At 52.8% G+C, this 17149-nt stretch carries 15 protein-coding genes and 1 pseudogene; all 16 read left to right on the forward strand.

What is annotated here, in order from left to right; translation table 11 throughout:
* Positions 1 to 11 precede the first annotated feature (11 nt).
* Positions 12 to 1124, forward strand: coding sequence for a histidinol-phosphate transaminase (gene hisC / locus AWM69_RS06690; RefSeq protein WP_218726050.1), 1113 nt, complete (start codon positions 12 to 14; stop codon positions 1122 to 1124).
* A gap of 4 nt (positions 1125 to 1128) precedes the next feature.
* The gene (locus AWM69_RS06695; protein ID WP_218726051.1) at positions 1129 to 3351 is read left to right on the forward strand and encodes a bifunctional prephenate dehydrogenase/3-phosphoshikimate 1-carboxyvinyltransferase; all 2223 of its coding nucleotides are present in this window, start codon (positions 1129 to 1131) and stop codon (positions 3349 to 3351) included.
* Entirely contained in the window at positions 3351 to 4037 is a 687-nt protein-coding gene (gene cmk, locus AWM69_RS06700; protein ID WP_048382533.1) for a (d)CMP kinase, read from the forward strand. Before AWM69_RS06695 ends, cmk begins: the two co-directional genes overlap by 1 nt.
* 123 nt (positions 4038 to 4160) lie before the next feature.
* The gene (rpsA, locus tag AWM69_RS06705) at positions 4161 to 5855 is read left to right on the forward strand and encodes a 30S ribosomal protein S1 (protein ID WP_016780248.1); all 1695 of its coding nucleotides are present in this window, start codon (positions 4161 to 4163) and stop codon (positions 5853 to 5855) included.
* A 363-nt stretch (positions 5856 to 6218) separates the two neighbouring features.
* Positions 6219 to 6515 carry an integration host factor subunit beta gene (gene ihfB, locus AWM69_RS06710; protein ID WP_048382534.1) on the forward strand — a complete coding sequence of 99 codons (297 nt, stop codon included), beginning with the start codon at positions 6219 to 6221 and terminating at the stop codon, positions 6513 to 6515.
* A 24-nt stretch (positions 6516 to 6539) separates the two neighbouring features.
* Positions 6540 to 6788, forward strand: coding sequence for a lipopolysaccharide assembly protein LapA domain-containing protein (locus AWM69_RS06715; protein WP_131653114.1), 249 nt, complete (start codon positions 6540 to 6542; stop codon positions 6786 to 6788).
* 338 nt (positions 6789 to 7126) lie between these two features.
* Positions 7127 to 8452, forward strand: a complete 1326-nt coding sequence (locus AWM69_RS06720; protein ID WP_218726052.1) for a GNVR domain-containing protein — start codon at positions 7127 to 7129, stop codon at positions 8450 to 8452.
* Between the two features lie 348 nt (positions 8453 to 8800).
* Complete coding sequence (rfaH, locus tag AWM69_RS06725; protein WP_218726053.1) at positions 8801 to 9322, forward strand: transcription/translation regulatory transformer protein RfaH; 522 nt, start codon at positions 8801 to 8803, stop codon at positions 9320 to 9322.
* Between the two features lie 155 nt (positions 9323 to 9477).
* Entirely contained in the window at positions 9478 to 10371 is an 894-nt protein-coding gene (rfbA, locus tag AWM69_RS06730; protein WP_218726054.1) for a glucose-1-phosphate thymidylyltransferase RfbA, read from the forward strand.
* On the forward strand, positions 10368 to 10916 hold the full coding sequence (gene rfbC / locus AWM69_RS06735; protein WP_131653111.1) for a dTDP-4-dehydrorhamnose 3,5-epimerase: 549 nt from the start codon (positions 10368 to 10370) through the stop codon (positions 10914 to 10916). Before rfbA ends, rfbC begins: the two co-directional genes overlap by 4 nt.
* 100 nt (positions 10917 to 11016) lie before the next feature.
* Positions 11017 to 12252 (forward strand): hypothetical protein, encoded by a 1236-nt coding sequence (locus AWM69_RS06740; RefSeq protein ID WP_218726055.1) that lies wholly within the window; start codon positions 11017 to 11019, stop codon positions 12250 to 12252.
* A gap of 1 nt (position 12253) precedes the next feature.
* On the forward strand, positions 12254 to 13486 hold the full coding sequence (locus tag AWM69_RS06745) for an oligosaccharide flippase family protein (RefSeq protein WP_218726056.1): 1233 nt from the start codon (positions 12254 to 12256) through the stop codon (positions 13484 to 13486).
* Positions 13483 to 14274: a glycosyltransferase family A protein gene (locus AWM69_RS06750; RefSeq protein WP_218726057.1), complete on the forward strand. Its 792-nt coding sequence runs from the start codon at positions 13483 to 13485 to the stop codon at positions 14272 to 14274. The genes AWM69_RS06745 and AWM69_RS06750 overlap by 4 nt, the downstream gene beginning before the upstream one ends.
* 1 nt (position 14275) lies before the next feature.
* Positions 14276 to 15364: a glycosyltransferase gene (locus AWM69_RS06755; protein WP_218726058.1), complete on the forward strand. Its 1089-nt coding sequence runs from the start codon at positions 14276 to 14278 to the stop codon at positions 15362 to 15364.
* 40 nt (positions 15365 to 15404) lie between these two features.
* Complete coding sequence (locus AWM69_RS06760; RefSeq protein ID WP_131653106.1) at positions 15405 to 16556, forward strand: glycosyltransferase family 4 protein; 1152 nt, start codon at positions 15405 to 15407, stop codon at positions 16554 to 16556.
* Positions 16549 to 17136: pseudogene (locus tag AWM69_RS22795) on the forward strand (sugar transferase); the annotation flags it as partial. The gene AWM69_RS06760 and the pseudogene AWM69_RS22795, both read left to right, overlap by 8 nt.
* Between the last annotated feature and the right edge of the window lie 13 nt (positions 17137 to 17149).

Consider the following 17149-nt stretch of genomic DNA (forward strand, 5'->3'; position numbering starts at 1 on the left):
GGCGGTCATACATGAGTGGTGATTTTCTCGCCCTGGCACAGCCGGGCGTGCAACAACTTTCGCCTTACGTCCCGGGCAAGCCCGTGGATGAACTGGCGCGTGAGCTGGATATCGATCCGGCCACCATCGTCAAGCTGGCGAGCAATGAAAACCCGTTGGGTGCAAGCCCTCGCGTGCTGGCGGCCATTGGTGAGGCGCTGGCCGAGCTGACGCGTTATCCGGACGGCAATGGTTTCGCGCTCAAGCAGCTGTTGGCTGGGCGTTGCGGTGTGCAGCTCGATCAGGTGACGCTGGGCAACGGCTCCAACGATATTCTGGAGCTGGTCGCAAGGGCTTATCTGGCGCCGGGTCTGAATGCAGTGTTCAGTGAGCACGCGTTTGCCGTGTATCCGATCGTCACTCAGGCGGTGGGCGCGCAGGCGCGTGTCGTGCCGGCCAAGGACTGGGGGCATGACCTGCCAGCCATGCTTGAGGCCATCGACAGCAATACCCGCGTGGTCTTCCTGGCGAACCCGAACAACCCCACCGGTACCTGGTTTGGTGCAGATGCGTTGAACGAGTTTTTGCAGGATGTGCCCGAGCGCGTTCTGGTCGTGCTGGATGAGGCTTACATCGAGTATGCAGAAGGTGGTGATCTGCCGGATGGCCTGGAATTCCTTTCGGCTTATCCAAACCTGCTGGTGTCGCGTACATTCTCCAAGGCTTATGGTCTGGCCGCCCTGCGAGTGGGCTACAGCCTGTCAACGGCGGTGGTTGCCGATGTACTGAACCGGGTTCGTCAGCCATTCAATGTCAACAGCCTGGCGCTGGCTGCGGCCTGTGCCGCGCTGCAGGATGTTGACTACCTTGCTGAAAGTCGCCGTCTTAATGAAGCGGGCATGCTGCAGTTGCAGGACGGCTTTCGTGAGCTGGGCCTGGGCTGGATTCCTTCGCGGGGCAATTTCATTGCGGTGGACCTTGGGCGAGAAGCAATGCCGGTTTATCAAGGCTTGCTGCGCGAAGGCGTGATCGTGCGTCCGGTGGCCAACTACGGCATGCCGAACCACTTGCGTATCACCATTGGCCTGCCGGCAGAAAACACGCGTGTGCTGGAAGCGTTAGGCAGGGTTCTTGCCCGTGGTTGATGTCATGTCGGTAAAGCCTGTCGTAGGTCGGCTGGTCGTTGTCGGGTTGGGCCTGATTGGTGGATCCTTCGCTAAAGGCATGCGCGAAAGCGGTTTGTGCACGGAGGTGGTGGGGGTCGATCTTGACCCGGAGTCCCGTGCGCTTGCCGTGGAACTGGGTGTTGTCGATCGCTGTGAGGCGGATTTGGCAACAGCGTGCCGTGGTGCAGATGTCATTCAGCTGGCCGTGCCGATCCTGGCCATGGAAAAAATGCTCGGGTTGCTGGCGGGCATTGATCTTGGCAAGGCCGTGTTGACCGATGTGGGCAGTGCCAAAGGCAATGTCGTGCGGGCTGCGGCGCAGGCATTCGGTGCGATGCCCGCACGCTTTGTTCCCGGGCATCCGATTGCCGGTTCCGAGCAAAGCGGCGTCGAGGCTTCCAATGCCAGCCTGTTCCAGCGGCACAAGGTAATTTTGACGCCTGTGGCTGAAACTGACGCGCAGGCGCTGGCGCTGGTCGATATGATGTGGCGAGCGCTGGGGGCGGACGTCGAGCACATGCAGGTCGAGCGTCACGATGAGGTGTTGGCTGCAACCAGCCATTTGCCTCATTTGTTGGCTTTCGGGCTGGTGGACTCTCTGGCCAAGCGTAATGAAAATCTGGATATCTTTCGTTATGCGGCGGGTGGTTTTCGCGATTTTACAAGAATCGCCGGAAGCGACCCGGTAATGTGGCATGACATTTTTCTCGCCAATCGCGAAGCAGTGTTACGCACATTAGATACGTTTCGCAGCGATCTCGACGCCTTGCGCGACGCGGTCGATGCTGGGGACGGGCATCAATTGCTGGGCGTTTTTACCCGCGCCCGGGTTGCTCGCGAACATTTCAGTAAAATCCTGGCCCGCCGGGCTTATGTGGACCCTATGAATTCAAAAGATCTGATTTTCCTGGCTGAACCTGGTGGCAATGTAACCGGGCAGATCCGTGTGCCGGGCGACAAGTCCATTTCGCACCGTTCGATCATGCTCGGCTCGCTGGCTGAAGGCACTACCGAAGTAGAAGGTTTCCTTGAGGGCGAAGATGCCCTGGCAACACTGCAGGCGTTTCGTGACATGGGTGTGGTGATTGAAGGCCCTCACCATGGTCGCGTGACTATTCACGGTGTTGGCCTGCATGGCTTGAAAGCGCCGCCAGGGCCCATCTATCTGGGTAACTCGGGGACTTCAATGCGCCTGCTGTCCGGCCTTTTGGCCGCGCAGAGCTTTGATACCACCCTGACGGGCGATGCCTCGCTGACCAAGCGTCCGATGAATCGCGTGGCTAATCCGCTGCGTGAAATGGGCGCGGTCATTGATACCGCTGCCGAAGGTCGTCCGCCAATGACCATTCGTGGCGGTCACGCGCTTAAAGGCATGGACTACACCCTGCCGATGGCCAGTGCCCAGGTGAAATCTTGCCTGCTGCTGGCCGGTTTGTACGCAGAGGGCAAAACCTCGGTGACGGAACCGGCGCCGACGCGTGATCATACCGAGCGCATGCTGCGCGGTTTCGGTTATCCGGTCAGTGTCGAGGGTGCTACCGCTTCCGTTGAGTCGGGACACAAGCTCACGGCGACCCACATTGAAGTGCCGGGTGACATCTCGTCCTCGGCCTTCTTCCTGGTGGCGGCTTCGATCGCTGAAGGCTCTGACCTGTTGCTTGAGCACGTAGGCATCAACCCGACACGTACCGGGGTTATCGACATATTGCGTTTGATGGGGGCGGATATCACCCTTCAAAACCAGCGCGAAGTGGGCGGTGAGCCGGTTGCTGATTTGCGTGTGCGATCGGCCCGCCTCAAAGGCATCGAAATTCCTGAGGAGCTTGTGCCCCTGGCAATCGATGAGTTCCCGGTATTGTTTGTTGCAGCTGCTGTTGCCGAGGGGCGTACGATTCTGCGCGGGGCAGAGGAGTTGCGTGTCAAGGAGTCAGACCGGATCCAGGTCATGGCTGACGGTCTGCTGACGCTGGGTGTCAAATGCGAGCCTACGCCGGACGGCATCATTATCGACGGCGGTCCGATCGGTGGTGGTGAAGTTCATGGTCATGGTGATCATCGTATTGCGATGGCGTTCAGCGTGGCGGCATTGCGGGCAACCGCTCCGATCCGTATCCACGATTGTGCCAACGTAGCCACTTCATTTCCGAACTTCCTTGCACTCTGCAAGCAAGTGGGCATGCGCGTTGCGCAAGAGGCGAACTCGTGATGGCTCTGGCTCCTGTAATTACTATTGATGGCCCAAGCGGTTCGGGCAAAGGCACTGTGGCCGGGATCCTGGCCAAGCGTTTGGGGTGGAATCTGCTGGATTCCGGTGCCCTGTACCGTTTGCTGGCATTCGCGGCGGGTAACCATGGCGTTGCCCTGGATAATGAAGCCTTGCTGGAGAAGCTGGCTGCACATCTTGATGTGCAGTTCGTCGGAGCGACGGAAGGTACATCTGCGCGCATTATTCTCGAAGGCGACGATGTAACCCACGCCATCCGCAGTGAGACTGTTGCCGCCGGTGCCTCGAAAGTCGCGGCCCTGCCTGCTGTGCGCGAGGCCTTGCTGTTGCGCCAGCGTGCTTTTCAGGAGGCGCCGGGTCTTGTCGCCGATGGTCGCGACATGGGTACCGTGGTGTTTCCTGATGCGCCGCTAAAGGTGTTTTTGACCGCTAGCGCCGAGGAACGGGCGCGTCGCCGTTACTTGCAGTTGAAGGCCAAGGGCGATGATGTTAGTCTCTCTGGTCTGCTAGATGAGATTCGTGCCCGCGATGAGCGTGACACGCAGCGAGCAATAGCCCCGCTCAAACCGGCGGCTGATGCGATACAGCTGGACTCTACGGAGTTATCCATCGAGCAGGTGCTTGAACGCATCATGAGTGAAATCGCACTTCGCGATATCACTGGATGACCAAGAAAGCGTGCAGGAGACCAGAAATAGTCCTGCATGCCTTCTTTTATATGAACGTAACCCACATTGTCTGGAATGTGGCTGATGGGCGTATTCCTTCGCCCTTGAACAACAGGAATTAAAATGAGCGAAAGCTTTGCAGAACTCTTTGAAGAAAGCCTAAAAACCCTGAATCTTCAGGCTGGCTCGATCATCACCGCTATCATCGTTGATATCGATTACCAAGCTGGTTGGGTAACCGTTCACGCTGGTTTGAAGTCTGAAGGCCTCATCCCGCTGGAGCAGTTCCACAACGACGCTGGCGAACTGAACATCAACATCGGTGATGAAGTTCACGTTGCGCTGGACGCGGTCGAAGACGGCTTTGGCGAAACCAAGCTGTCCCGTGAAAAAGCCAAGCGCGCTGAATGCTGGATCGTTCTGGAAGCAGCCTTCGCAGCAGAAGAAGTGGTCAAGGGCGTTATCAACGGTAAGGTTAAAGGCGGCTTCACTGTCGACGTTAACGGCATCCGTGCGTTCCTGCCAGGTTCTCTGGTTGACGTTCGTCCAGTGCGCGATACTACGCACCTGGAAGGCAAAGAGCTGGAATTCAAGGTCATCAAGCTTGACCAGAAGCGCAACAACGTTGTTGTTTCGCGTCGTAGCGTTCTTGAAGCAGAGAACTCCGCTGAGCGTGAAGCTCTGCTGGAATCCCTGCAAGAAGGCCAGCAAGTCAAAGGTATCGTCAAAAACCTCACCGATTACGGCGCATTCGTCGATCTGGGTGGCGTCGATGGCCTGCTGCACATTACCGACATGGCTTGGAAGCGTATCAAGCATCCTTCCGAAATCGTCAACGTTGGCGATGAGATCGATGTCAAGGTTCTGAAGTACGATCGCGAACGCAATCGTGTTTCCCTGGGCCTGAAGCAGCTGGGCGAAGATCCATGGGTTGCTATCAAAGCCCGTTACCCAGAAAGCACTCGCGTTACCGCGCGTGTAACCAACCTGACCGACTACGGCTGCTTCGCTGAGCTGGAAGAAGGCGTTGAAGGTCTGGTACACGTTTCTGAAATGGACTGGACCAACAAAAACATCCACCCTTCGAAAGTCGTACAAGTCGGCGACGAAGTGGAAGTTATGGTTCTGGACATCGACGAAGAGCGTCGTCGTATCTCCCTGGGCATCAAGCAGTGCAAATCTAACCCATGGGAAGATTTCTCTGGCCAGTTCAACAAGGGCGATAAAATCTCCGGCACCATCAAGTCGATCACCGATTTCGGTATCTTCATTGGTCTGGACGGCGGCATCGACGGCCTGGTTCACCTGTCCGACATCTCCTGGAACGAAGTGGGCGAAGAAGCCGTACGTCGTTTCAAGAAGGGCGACGAGCTTGACACCGTTATCCTGTCTGTTGATCCAGAGCGCGAGCGCATCTCCCTGGGTATCAAGCAGCTGGAAAGCGATCCGTTCTCCGAGTACGTACAAGAGAACGACAAAGGCGCAATCGTTAAGGGCATCGTGAAAGAAGTTGACGCTAAAGGCGCCATCATCACTCTGGCCAACGATATCGAAGCGACTCTGAAAGCCTCCGAAATCAGCCGTGACCGCGTTGAAGACGCGCGCAACGTTCTGAAAGAAGGCGAAGAAGTAGAAGCCAAGATCATCAGCGTTGATCGCAAGAGCCGCGTAATCCAACTCTCCATCAAGTCGAAAGATGATGCTGAAGAGAAAGAAGCAATTCAGAGCCTGCGCGACAAGCCAGCTACCTCTGACATTGCTGCTGGTCCGACCACTCTGGGCGACCTGCTGCGTGCACAAATGGAAAAGCAGAACTAAGTTCTGACTGACCATTAAAAAGGGCGACTTAGGTCGCCCTTTTTTGTGCCTGAAATTTGAGTTGGATACTGGAGTGGGGGTGAAAGTTGTTAAGGGTGTCTGCGCGGGGTCCTGGTGCAGCAGGCGCTTCAGAGCTGTGGTCGGGCATTGCGGTGTGTGAGGGTTCAAGGCTCTGCAGAAGGCGTAGGCTGGTCGGAGCGGGCTGATATCCATTGGCCATAGTTGTTTCATGTCCCTTGTTGGATGCCGGCTCTTGCCGTGATGTGTGAAAAGATAAGTCAAATCCTGGGCTGTTCAAAGTCATTCGATCATGCTAAAACCTTTGAAGCGCTGATCTAGCTGCTTGAAAAAGAAGGGAAAAATATGACGAAGTCGGAGTTGATCGAACGAATTGTCACCCATCAAGGGCTACTCTCATCCAAGGATGTTGAGCTGGCTATCAAGACCATGCTTGAGCAAATGTCACAGTGCCTGGCGACCGGAGATCGAATTGAGATCCGCGGCTTTGGCAGCTTCTCGCTGCACTACCGAGCACCTCGGGTAGGTCGGAATCCGAAAACCGGCCAGTCTGTAAGCCTCGATGGTAAATTTGTTCCTCATTTCAAGCCGGGCAAAGAGCTCCGCGATCGAGTGAATGAAGATGAGGAAGAAGACGTTTAACCCTTAAGGAATAAGGAGTTGTTGATGCGTAATTTTAAGCGAGCAATGCTGGTGGTATTTGCCCTTATCGTGCTTTTCGGGGTGGTGGTTTTTATCCTCGAGAACCAGCAGCCGACCTCCTTGATGTTTATGGGGTGGCGCTCAGCAGAATTGCCTGCATCGCTGTTCTTTATCGCTGCGCTCCTGATTGGCATGGTGATCGGGCCTGTCATGGGGTTCGTAGCCTACAGGCGAAAAGCGGCCAGATTAAAGCGTAACTTGCTTCAACCGTAGGGCGTCCTCCCGGGCTTGTGCCGACTGGCTAACAGGGGAGGGTGAATAAACGCTGGCGATGAATGACGTGGCTTGAAATGCTCATGCTGCGGGGTGCGCGTTCGGTAATTGACGGCAAGTTTGCTGCAGAAGCATTCTAGATGCGGTAAATTTTCCTACGCAAAGTGCGGCTTTGTATTGTCGGCCAGTACTGGCAAAATTCAGGCTGAATCCGGCTGCTAATTGTTCATATACTTCTTTAGGTGTGCATGGATGCATATGTCTATTGGTAAGTGGTTACCAGTATATGAAAATCCCTGCATTACAAGTCCGCAGCATATTCCCGTTAGCAGGTCTAGATGAGCAGTTTTTCTCGTATCCCCCACGGCGCAGCCTCTGACGGCGTTGATTTTGTTGCTCTGCTCCGGGCTGTCTGGCTGCAAAAAAAAATCATCATTACGGCGTCGATGCTGTGTGGCCTTGTTGTCTGGGGTTATGCATCGTTAGTGACGCCTGAATATCAGGTGAGCAGCGTTATCCGTCCGGCTGCGATCAACGAACTGGATGCGCTCAACCGTTCCGGCGTATATACCCTGCCGCCGAGTGAAGCCTTGTTGAAGGTAGGTGCTTCCCTTGAGTCCTACGACACGCGGCTGGGCTTTTTCAGGGCTAACCAGGCGCTGTTCAGCCAGTTCGAGCACCCGGGCCGAACGCTGGAGCAAAGCTTTGAGCACTTCAACCGCTCATCCTTGAAACTTATTCTTCCTGATCCCAATAAAGCCGATTCTCTCAGTGCTTTTATCGGCCTGGAGTTGAGCTATCCCGAGGGCGTTGATGGCGTTCAGATTCTCAACGGTTTTGTAGATTACGCTGTGGATGCTGAGCAAAAACAAATTGCCGCTGACCTTAAGGTTATTGTCAATAATCGTTTGACTGAGCTGAAGGGCAAAATTGACGCAGCGCGTTCAAATTACGAGTCAGAAAAAAGCGCGCAAATTGCGACCTTGCTCGAATCGGACAATATAAAACGTGCGCAACTGCAGGACGAGCTCAAGGCGTTACGTCAGCAGCTCAAGATCGGACGATTCGATCGCATAGCCGAGTTGAATGAGGCGATCGGTATTGCCAAATCCCTGGGCATTCAAAAACCGACCACACCTTTGGCCCTGCGTGGGACGCCTGACGCTGGCAACACTAATGTCATGCGTACGGAAATCAACAATCAGCAGACGCCCTTGTACTTCATGGGGGTTGATGCGCTGGAAGCAGAGCGCACTGCTTTGCAGAACCGTAAAACCGATGATTTCACTGAAGCCCGTATCGCCAAAATTGCCCACGAACTGCAGTTGTTGCAAAGCAATCGTGAGGTTGAAGTGCTCAAGCAGCGTCAGAATGAGGATCTTTTTCTAAGTGGCGTGCAACCCCTGCGTGCCGAGGTTGTGCGTTTGGGCAATGTGGGCAGTCTCGATACCAGCAACATCAAGTTGGTGGCGGTCGATCGCAGGGCGCTGGAGCCTATGGAACCGAGTAAGCCCAAAAAAGTCTTGATTGTCGTGCTGGGGTTGTTTCTGGGAATGTTTGCAGGTGTGTTGATCGCTTTGGTCAGGCACTTTATGGCCAGCCGTGCTGCCGGCCCTCAGCCCGTTGGCCCGGTTGTACTGTCGAAGGGTTCAGGCGAAAACTGAAATTCCTGCCAGCCAGATGTCGCCACACAAAAGCACGGGCGGGAGGAGGTTTTGTTGAATTGGAAGGCGAGGGCTGTATCATTCGAGCAGGCATTACCCCGTGAGTGGATATTGCGCTCATGCAGATCAACAGGATGTGATTGGCATTGTTTCGGGTGCAGCGAATACAGCAAATGAGCCTTTGCAAATGAACTGTGAGGGCGACATCGAACTCAAAATGACTTCGTCGGTCATTGCTTTCGGCGGGTTGAAAGCTCGCTTCGATTCAGTGTGACAGCCCTCCGAACGCACCCGCTGCCTGGCATGATGATAAAACACGGAAGAACCATTAATGAGCTGCCTATATACATGACAAGCTCCGAGCTCACCCAGGCGTCTGCCGCATCCGGATCTCGCGATTGGTATCTGGTGCAATGCAAGCCCAAACAGGACGAACGTGCCGAGGAGAACCTTGTGCGCCAAGGGTATGTCTGTTCACGTCCTGCCTGCCGCCGTGAGAAAACTTTGCGCGGACAGGTGCAATGTGTCCAGGAGTCCCTGTTCCCTGGCTACTTGTTTATTCATATGCCACACGGTGCAAATTGGGCCCCGTTGCGCTCAACCCGCGGTGTAGCCCGTGTGGTTGCTTTCGGTGGCCGTCCATTGGCTGTCAGTCACGAGTTGATTCACCAGTTGCAGGGGCGTGCACAATCACAGGTCATTTCTACGTTCAGTCCGGGTGACAAAGTCACGATCCTGGATCAAGGCTTCGCAGGCATTGAGTCGATATTCATGACAATGGAGGGTGAAGAGCGGGTCATTCTGCTTATCAATCTGATGAGCCGTCAGCAGCAGATCAGCTTGCCGCTAGCGAGGATTGCCTGTCGTTAACCGGTCACCTTGTCAGGGTAATCTGCACGGAACCGTTCTCAGGAAATCAACGATAAATCCTGGGGCGGTAGCGTGTTTTCCAGATGCCCCTCCCTCCAACCTGTTGTCTGTCGTAACAGGGTTTGTACCCGCTCAATTGAGGTAAAACACACACCATGGCTATATTAAACCGTAAAGGCATTATCCTCGCCGGCGGTTCAGGTACGCGTCTGTACCCGCTCACCATGGGTGTGTCCAAACAGATGCTGCCGATCTACGACAAGCCCATGATCTTCTACCCGCTCTCGGTACTGATGCTGGCAGGAATACGTCAAATCCTGATCATTTCAACGCCTGATGATTTGCCCAGCTTCAAAAAGTTGCTGGGTGATGGCAGTCAGTACGGTATTGAGCTGAGCTATGCTGAACAGCCGAGTCCCGATGGGTTGGCCCAGGCATTTATTATCGGGGAAGCGTTCATTGGTACCGATCCGGTCTGCTTGATCCTGGGTGACAATATTTTCTACGGTCATCATTTTTCGGACAATCTGCGGGCCGCCATGTCTCAAGCCGAAGGTGCGACGGTATTCGGTTACCACGTGTCTGAGCCTGAGCGTTTTGGGGTCGTTGAGTTCGACAGTTCAGGCCGTGTGTTGAGTATTGAAGAAAAGCCTGTCTCACCAAAATCGAATTTTGCCATTGTCGGTTTATATTTCTACGATAACAAAGTGGTCGACCTCGCCAAGCGTATAAAACCCTCTTTGCGTGGCGAGCTTGAAATCACAGACCTGAACTGTATTTACCTTCAGCGCGAGCAGTTGACCGTTGAAGTACTTGGGCGTGGATTTGCCTGGCTAGACACGGGCACACACGAATCATTACTGGAAGCGAGTTCTTTTGTGCGCACCATTGAGCAGCGTCAAGGCTTGAAAGTCGCCTGCCTCGAGGAAATAGCCTTCAATAACGGCTGGATCACACCCGAGCAACTGGCCGAGCAGGCTGAAAAGCTGAAGCAGACAGGGTATGGATGCTACTTGTCCCGGCTTTTGTCTGAGCGTGCCGGCTTGTGAAATTCTTGGCGACGAATCTTCCCGGCGTAGTTGTCATTGAGCCTCGTACTTTTGTCGATGAGCGGGGCTGGTTTATGGAGAGTTTCAACCAGCGCTGTTTTAGCAAGGGTTTGCAGGATTTGGGTATTCCGGCACCGGAATCGTTTGTTCAGGATAATCAATCCTGCTCAAGGAAAGGGGTGTTGCGCGGCTTGCATTATCAACGTGAACCTCATGCACAGGGAAAGCTGGTAAGTGTCACTCGAGGCGCTGCATTTGATGTGGCTGTGGACCTTCGCTCGAACTCAGACACCTATGGGAAATGGTTTGCACTTGAATTGAATGCCAGGAATAAAAAGATGCTGTGGATTCCTGAGGGGTTTGCCCATGGTTTTCTGGCCCTTGAGGATGAGACCTGTGTGAACTACAAGACCACCCGTTACTATAATAAAGAGGCTGAGTGCAGTGTGTTTTGGAAGGACCAGTTGTTGGGGATTAAATGGCCAAGGCTGGAACATTACCTGCTCAGTGATAAAGATAAAAATGCACCTTGTTTATCAAGCTAGAACGAACATTGTATATGCATTCAAGCGTTGTTCTGCCATTGTGCGGCCACCTTTTGATGCCGGATAGTTATGATGAGGCTAGTGGCTCGGGAGGGCGGGTTTGAAAAGTAATGCAACTTCGTACTGCGTTGTATTGTGCGCATGTATTCTTGTCGCGCTGGGGGACATACGTTCGCTGATCAGTCCTGCGGGATATTGGGCTATTTGGTGCCTGGTGGGAATTTTCGGGTATGCCTCCAAGGGGTGCGTATTCAGTTTTAGAGTCAGTCCCGAACTGTTTACCTATCTGGCAGGTTTCTTCATGGTGGTCATGTCATTTGTACTCAGTGCGATCATGAATAGCGATGTGGCGACGCTGTATCAGGGTGTGAAAATATGCTGTGTGGCCGCTATTTTTGTATGTATTTATATTCACGCCCAGCACCTGGAAGGAAGACAGTTTTATGCTATCAGTGTGACCGTTCTGTGTGTGGGGCTGCTGTTCTTTCTCATGTCAAAGTACGCGGTGCCAGCCTTTTATGTCGTACTGGGTGATGGAAGGCAGGGTAGCCTTTTTGCTTTTCCGGGTGTCCTGTGGAAAACCTGCGCCTTTTTTATCGGGTTTGTGATCGTAGGGATGCTGTTTGATGGGCGGGCTAAAAAAATAGCGGTCACCGCTTTTATAATCGGGTTTTATTTATTGATCGCAGACTCAAGTCGAACAGGCTTTATCATTTTTGCACTGGTCGTCTTTCTGATGGGGCTGTTGGGGCTCTACACCCGGCCCAAAACGGTTGTGGGTGCGTTTATCGTATGTGTCTGTGCCGGAATATTAGGCCTGCTGCTGTACAGTGGCGGTTTCACATCCATGAATCCTGATGACGCACCGCTGGTTCTGGATCGACTGGCTGCCGGAGATCCGGTGCGAATGCAAATGCTGGTTGATGGCGTTGCACATTCGTTGGAGTGCCTGCCGCTGGGATGTGGATTTGGTACAACAGTATCGGATGTGGAGGGGGGCGTGATGGTTGTCCATAACGCCTACCTGTCCTCAGTGGGCGATTTGGGTTTGGGGGGCTTGATGGGGTTGGCCATTCTGATGTTCTCCCCCGTGCTCTTCTTTTTCACCCGGCTGTATAAATACAGCGCGCTCAAGTACAAACCAGCGCGAGACCTCGCCTATGCAGTGGCTGCATTTGGAGGGGTGGCGGGGTACATCCTGTTACTCATGCTTCATCCCTTCAGCACAGAGCTTTCGGAATGGGGTATCTGGATTGTCATGGTTTCTGCACTGTCGGTGATGTCGCAACGCATGACGATCGACGATCCGGAATTAAAGTATCAGTTGGGTGCGTAATATGATTTTGCAGTTCAAAAATGTGAGCTTGCTGTTCATTGCTCAGTTGGTCAGCTACTTGATTCCCATACTGGAAATTCCAATATTGGCAAAAGCGCTGGGGGTTGAAAAGTATGGACAGATTTTACTGATTCAAACCACGGCGCTTTTGTGTTCGCTGGTGGTGGAATATGGTTTTTCGTTGAGTGGTGCAAGGCAGGTGGCATTATGTGCCAACGACAAGCCTCGACTCGCCCGTATTTACAGTGGTGTAATTTCTGCAAAGTTACTGCTGTCACTGACAATGGGCGCCGTTGCAGGTGTCGTGCTGGCACTTTTTCAGACCGGGCTCGATGCTCAGGCGATTGTTTGGGGCTACCTGTACTTTTTTGCGTTTGGTTTTAGTAATGTCTGGCTGTTTCAGGGGCTGGAAAGAATTTCATTTATCATCATATTTGAAGTGTGCTTGAGATTTGTCTGCCTCTTGGGGTTGTATCTGTTCATCTCTGGGCCTGCGGATGCGAACAGCGCACTCATGATCATGTCCAGCTTTGCATTGGTGAATACACTGGTCGGCTTCTACCTCGCCTATACAGTGGTGGGAGGCTTCAGGTTCAATGTCAGGGCCGGGGTCGAGCAGGTCAAAAGCGGGTTCCACAGTTTTATTTATAAAAGCTCGAATAACATTATGCTCAGTGCCGGGCCTGCCTTGGTAGGTGTCATGTGCGGGCAGGCCGCAGTGGCAAAGTTTGCACCCGCCGAAAAAATCATAAAGGCGTCTGTCGGGTTGGTGAGTCCCGTTTTGATTGGGTTATATCCCTACCTGAGCCGGAAGTTACTGCAGTCCACGTCGATGAACCTTAAGCTTTCCAGTGTGATCGTGGCGGTAATATTTATACTGGGTGTTATTGGGGCCGGTATTATCTACGCGTTAGGGGAATTTCTGATCCAGATGATGCTGGGGCCAGGGTTCGAGCAGGCGATCGGCATACTGCATTTATTTGTCTTGATCATTCCATTCCGAATGATGAATCAGGCGCTGGGTCTGACCGTGTTCATGCCCTTGGGTAAAGATAAAGTCCTCAGCGGGATGTTAATGCTGTTTTCAATGTTCTCCCTGTTGCTGGCAGCGCTCTTGTCTTACTGGTTTGCACTGGAGGGTATTGTGTACGGCTTTGTGATATCGGAAGTGCTGTTTTCTGTGTCGTTGATCATGTTGGCGATAAAAATAAAACAAGCGGGTGTGCGTGTATGATCACTGTCCTGACGGCGACTTATAATCGTGCTTATACCTTGGCCAGGTTATATGAAAGTTTAGAGCGTCAAACCAACAAGCAGTTCGAGTGGGTCGTGGTGGACGACGGCAGTACCGACAACAGCAAAGCCCTTCTGGATGATTTTCAACAGACCGCCACTTTCCCCGTGCGGGTTGTGGAACAGCGTAACTCGGGCAAGCACGTGGCCATCAATACCGGTGTTGGTCTGGCCGGGCGCGAGTGGATTTTTTTGGTCGACAGCGATGATGCGCTGCCACCTGACGCCATCGACATGTTCTTGAGCGATGTGAAAGACAGCACAAGAGAAAACAGCGTCGGCTATTGCTATCGGAAGGCTGACCTGGCAGGAAATATGGTAGGGCATGTGATCACTGCGCCGCGCCTTGCGGAGCCTGCGAGCCCGACAGAAGCGGCCGCCTTATACCAGGGGGACCTTGCCTATATATTCAGGCGCGAGGCAATGCTCAAGCATCCTTTTCCTACCTTCGAAGGCGAGAAGTTTGTACCGGAACTATTAATCTGGAACAGACTTTCGGACGAAGGTAGCATCCAGTATTTTGATCATAAGATCATTTATTTGTGTGAGTATCTGGAAGATGGATATTCCGCGAATTTTGCTCAGAATCTACGGCGTAACCCGCGTGGTTTTGGTGTGTATTATAAACACCAGATAGGGCGCGAAAAAAGTTTGACCAGGAAGGTCAAGTGCCTCGTTCGATATGTTCAATGTCGAGTGTTTGGCGTGTTGAAGGGAAGAAAGAGCTGACATGAAAATACTCTATATCATCACCGGACTCGGTGTCGGTGGCGCCGAAAGACAGGTACTCGACCTGGCTGATCAATTTGCCGGGCAGGGACACACCGTCAAAATTTGTTATCTGGTTGAACCGGTACTGTTACGACCTAAACATGACAGCGTTGAATTACTGGGAGTGGGACTTGAAAAGTCGGCTTCGGGGTTTGTGAAAGGGATCGTCAGGCTGCGAGCCATTATTAAAGCGTTTGCGCCTGATGTCGTTCACGCACACATGGTGCATGCCAATTTATTTTCGCGCATGGTACGACTTATTTGTCCGATCAATAAATTGATCAACACGGCACACAATACTAACGAGGGTGGTCAGGCTCGAATGCTGGCTTATCGATTGACGCACGGGCTGGCAGATGTGACGACCAACGTCACGCAGGAAGCCGTCAGGGTATTTGAGCAGAAAAAAGCCTGTCCGGTAGGGACAATGCGGGCTATATCGAACGGGATTGATACCGAGGTATACAAGCCTGATTCGCAGGCTCGTTTCGTGATCAGGGAGGAGAACGGCGTCTCTGAAGATGACCGCGTGATCCTGGCAGTCGGTCGCCTGATGCCCGCCAAAGATTATGAAAACCTTGTGCATGCCTTTAATGATGTAGCCAGGGAGTCTGACAATGTCAGGTTATGGATCGTTGGTGACGGAATCGAAAAGCAAAAAATCCTTGATCTTGTAGGCAGATTGAAACTCGCCAACAAAATCAGTTTTCTCGGCGTGAGATCGGACGTTGCGAAGATTTATAACGCGGCGGATATGTACGTTCTGTCTTCTGCCTGGGAAGGCTTTGGCCTGGTAGTGGCCGAAGCGATGGCTACGGAGAAGGTCGTGGTGGCCACGGACTGCGGCGGTGTGAAGGAGGTTGTCGGTGACTGTGGTTACTTGGTGCCGATCAAAGATCCTGTCGCTTTGGGGGTCGCCATGAAAAACGCATTGCTGCTTTCACCGGATGAAAAGATTAAATTGGGCGCGGCGGCGAGAGCTCGAATTATTCAAAACTACTCCCTCACAGAAATCGTCAACGTATGGCACGAAATTTATACATCCTGACGGAAAACCAATGGTTTACGGGGTGCTTCTGGATTGAATGATGAAAGATAAAACGTTGCTTATAGTGACCACCGTGCCTGAGACGTTGATGACCATCCTGGCCACTCAACCCGGCTTTTTGAACCAGTCATTTAAAGTGCACTTGGCCAGTTCCGGCGCAGGCGAGATGCAAAAACTGTCTGCCCGCGAAGGTGTCCCGGTTCATGAAGTAACGATGCAGCGTGGAATGAGTCCGTTTCGTGATTTGGTTTCAATTTTCGCCATGTGTCGTCTGCTGCGCAAACTCAAGCCTGACGTTGTACATTCCTATACGCCCAAGGCCGGCATGGTTGCGATGGTTGCCGGTTTTCTTTGCAGGGTACCTGTTCGGGTCCATACATTTACCGGTCTTATTTTTCCAACGCAAACGGGTGTTAAACAAAAGCTCCTTATTAATATTGACCGTTTAATATGCTTTTGTGCCACCCGGATTGTTCCGGAGGGCCAGGGGGTTAAAAAAGACCTGGTCGAGTACAGTATTACCCGCAAACCACTGGATGTTATCGGCCATGGGAATATTGCCGGTGTGGACTTGGATTATTTTCGACCTGGCATTGATGAGGTGGATGACAAATCCCGAGCGTTGGTGGCGGCGCTGAACATAGCGAGTACCGATTTTGTTTTTTGTTATGTCGGACGATTGAATAGAGATAAAGGCCTGAAGGAATTGGGGCTTGCATTTAAAGCGCTGCCTGATACGGCCCGCTTGATACTGGTCGGAGGCCTGGATTCAGCGGCTCCTGTGGATGATGCCACTCTCCAGTTGTTCAGGGACCATGACAGGATCCATGTGCTCGGTTTCCAGGCGGATATTCGTGTAGCACTGGCAACCTCGAATGTTCTTGTTCTGCCAAGTTACAGGGAAGGTTTTCCGAATGTGGTATTACAAGCCGGTGCGCTGGGCAAGCCGTCTGTCGTGACCAATATCAGTGGGAGTAACGAGATCATTGAGCCAGGATTGAACGGCTGGGTCGTTCCTTCCAAAGATGCCTATGCGCTTCAAGTGGCAATGGCGCAAGCGATGGTTACGCCTAAGGTAGAACTCGAGGCGTTGGGAGAATTTGCCCGCTCGCGAATTGCTGAGCGTTTTGATCAAGCCGCTCACCGTGTTCGAATGAAAGATTTTTATTTACAGGAGCTGGGTCTTGATTAAACGTTTATTTGATATGACGGCTTCTTTTTTCGGTCTGTTACTGCTGTCTCCGATCATTGCATTATTGGCGTGGGCCGTTCGCCGGAAATTAGGCAGTCCTGTTCTTTTCAGGCAAGTCCGACCCGGGCTGAAGGGTGTTCCCTTCGAAATGCTGAAGTTCAGAACCATGAGAGATGCTGTTGACAGTCAGGGTAATCCACTGCCTGACGCGGAGCGTTTAACTCCATTTGGTTCTTTTTTACGTTCAAGCAGCCTGGATGAGTTGCCTGGCCTTTGGAATGTTTTAAAGGGTGATATGAGTCTGGTCGGCCCTCGACCGCTACTTGTCGAGTACCTGCCACTTTACAGCGCTGAACAAGCACGACGTCATGACGTGAAGCCAGGCATAACTGGCTGGGCACAAGTCAACGGACGAAACGCAATTAGTTGGGAGCAAAAATTTCAGTACGATAATTGGTATGTCGATAACCAATCGTTCTGGCTGGATTTGAAAATTATTGCCCTCACGCTCAAAAAGGTATTTATACGTGAAGGCATAAATGCTGCTGGTGAAGCGACCATGACAAAGTTTACTGGGGGCGCCAAGACCCGAA

It is taken from the genome of Pseudomonas sp. D1HM (assembly GCF_019266105.1).
Lineage (GTDB): Bacteria > Pseudomonadota > Gammaproteobacteria > Pseudomonadales > Pseudomonadaceae > Aquipseudomonas > Aquipseudomonas taetrolens.

What these genes read in the sequence shown, in the direction of transcription:
- AWM69_RS06720 (WP_218726052.1), top strand. Translation starts at nt 7,127, where the DNA reads ATGAGCAGTTTTTCTCGTATCCCCCACGGCGCAGCCTCTGACGGCGTT.
- rfbA (WP_218726054.1), top strand. Translation starts at nt 9,478, where the DNA reads ATGGCTATATTAAACCGTAAAGGCATTATCCTCGCCGGCGGTTCAGGT.
- ihfB (WP_048382534.1), top strand. Translation starts at nt 6,219, where the DNA reads ATGACGAAGTCGGAGTTGATCGAACGAATTGTCACCCATCAAGGGCTA.
- AWM69_RS06745 (WP_218726056.1), top strand. Translation starts at nt 12,254, where the DNA reads ATGATTTTGCAGTTCAAAAATGTGAGCTTGCTGTTCATTGCTCAGTTG.
- rpsA (WP_016780248.1), top strand. Translation starts at nt 4,161, where the DNA reads ATGAGCGAAAGCTTTGCAGAACTCTTTGAAGAAAGCCTAAAAACCCTG.
- AWM69_RS06760 (WP_131653106.1), top strand. Translation starts at nt 15,405, where the DNA reads ATGAAAGATAAAACGTTGCTTATAGTGACCACCGTGCCTGAGACGTTG.
- AWM69_RS06750 (WP_218726057.1), top strand. Translation starts at nt 13,483, where the DNA reads ATGATCACTGTCCTGACGGCGACTTATAATCGTGCTTATACCTTGGCC.
- cmk (WP_048382533.1), top strand. Translation starts at nt 3,351, where the DNA reads ATGGCTCTGGCTCCTGTAATTACTATTGATGGCCCAAGCGGTTCGGGC.
- AWM69_RS06695 (WP_218726051.1), top strand. Translation starts at nt 1,129, where the DNA reads ATGTCGGTAAAGCCTGTCGTAGGTCGGCTGGTCGTTGTCGGGTTGGGC.
- hisC (WP_218726050.1), top strand. Translation starts at nt 12, where the DNA reads ATGAGTGGTGATTTTCTCGCCCTGGCACAGCCGGGCGTGCAACAACTT.
- AWM69_RS06715 (WP_131653114.1), top strand. Translation starts at nt 6,540, where the DNA reads ATGCGTAATTTTAAGCGAGCAATGCTGGTGGTATTTGCCCTTATCGTG.
- AWM69_RS06755 (WP_218726058.1), top strand. Translation starts at nt 14,276, where the DNA reads ATGAAAATACTCTATATCATCACCGGACTCGGTGTCGGTGGCGCCGAA.
- rfaH (WP_218726053.1), top strand. Translation starts at nt 8,801, where the DNA reads ATGACAAGCTCCGAGCTCACCCAGGCGTCTGCCGCATCCGGATCTCGC.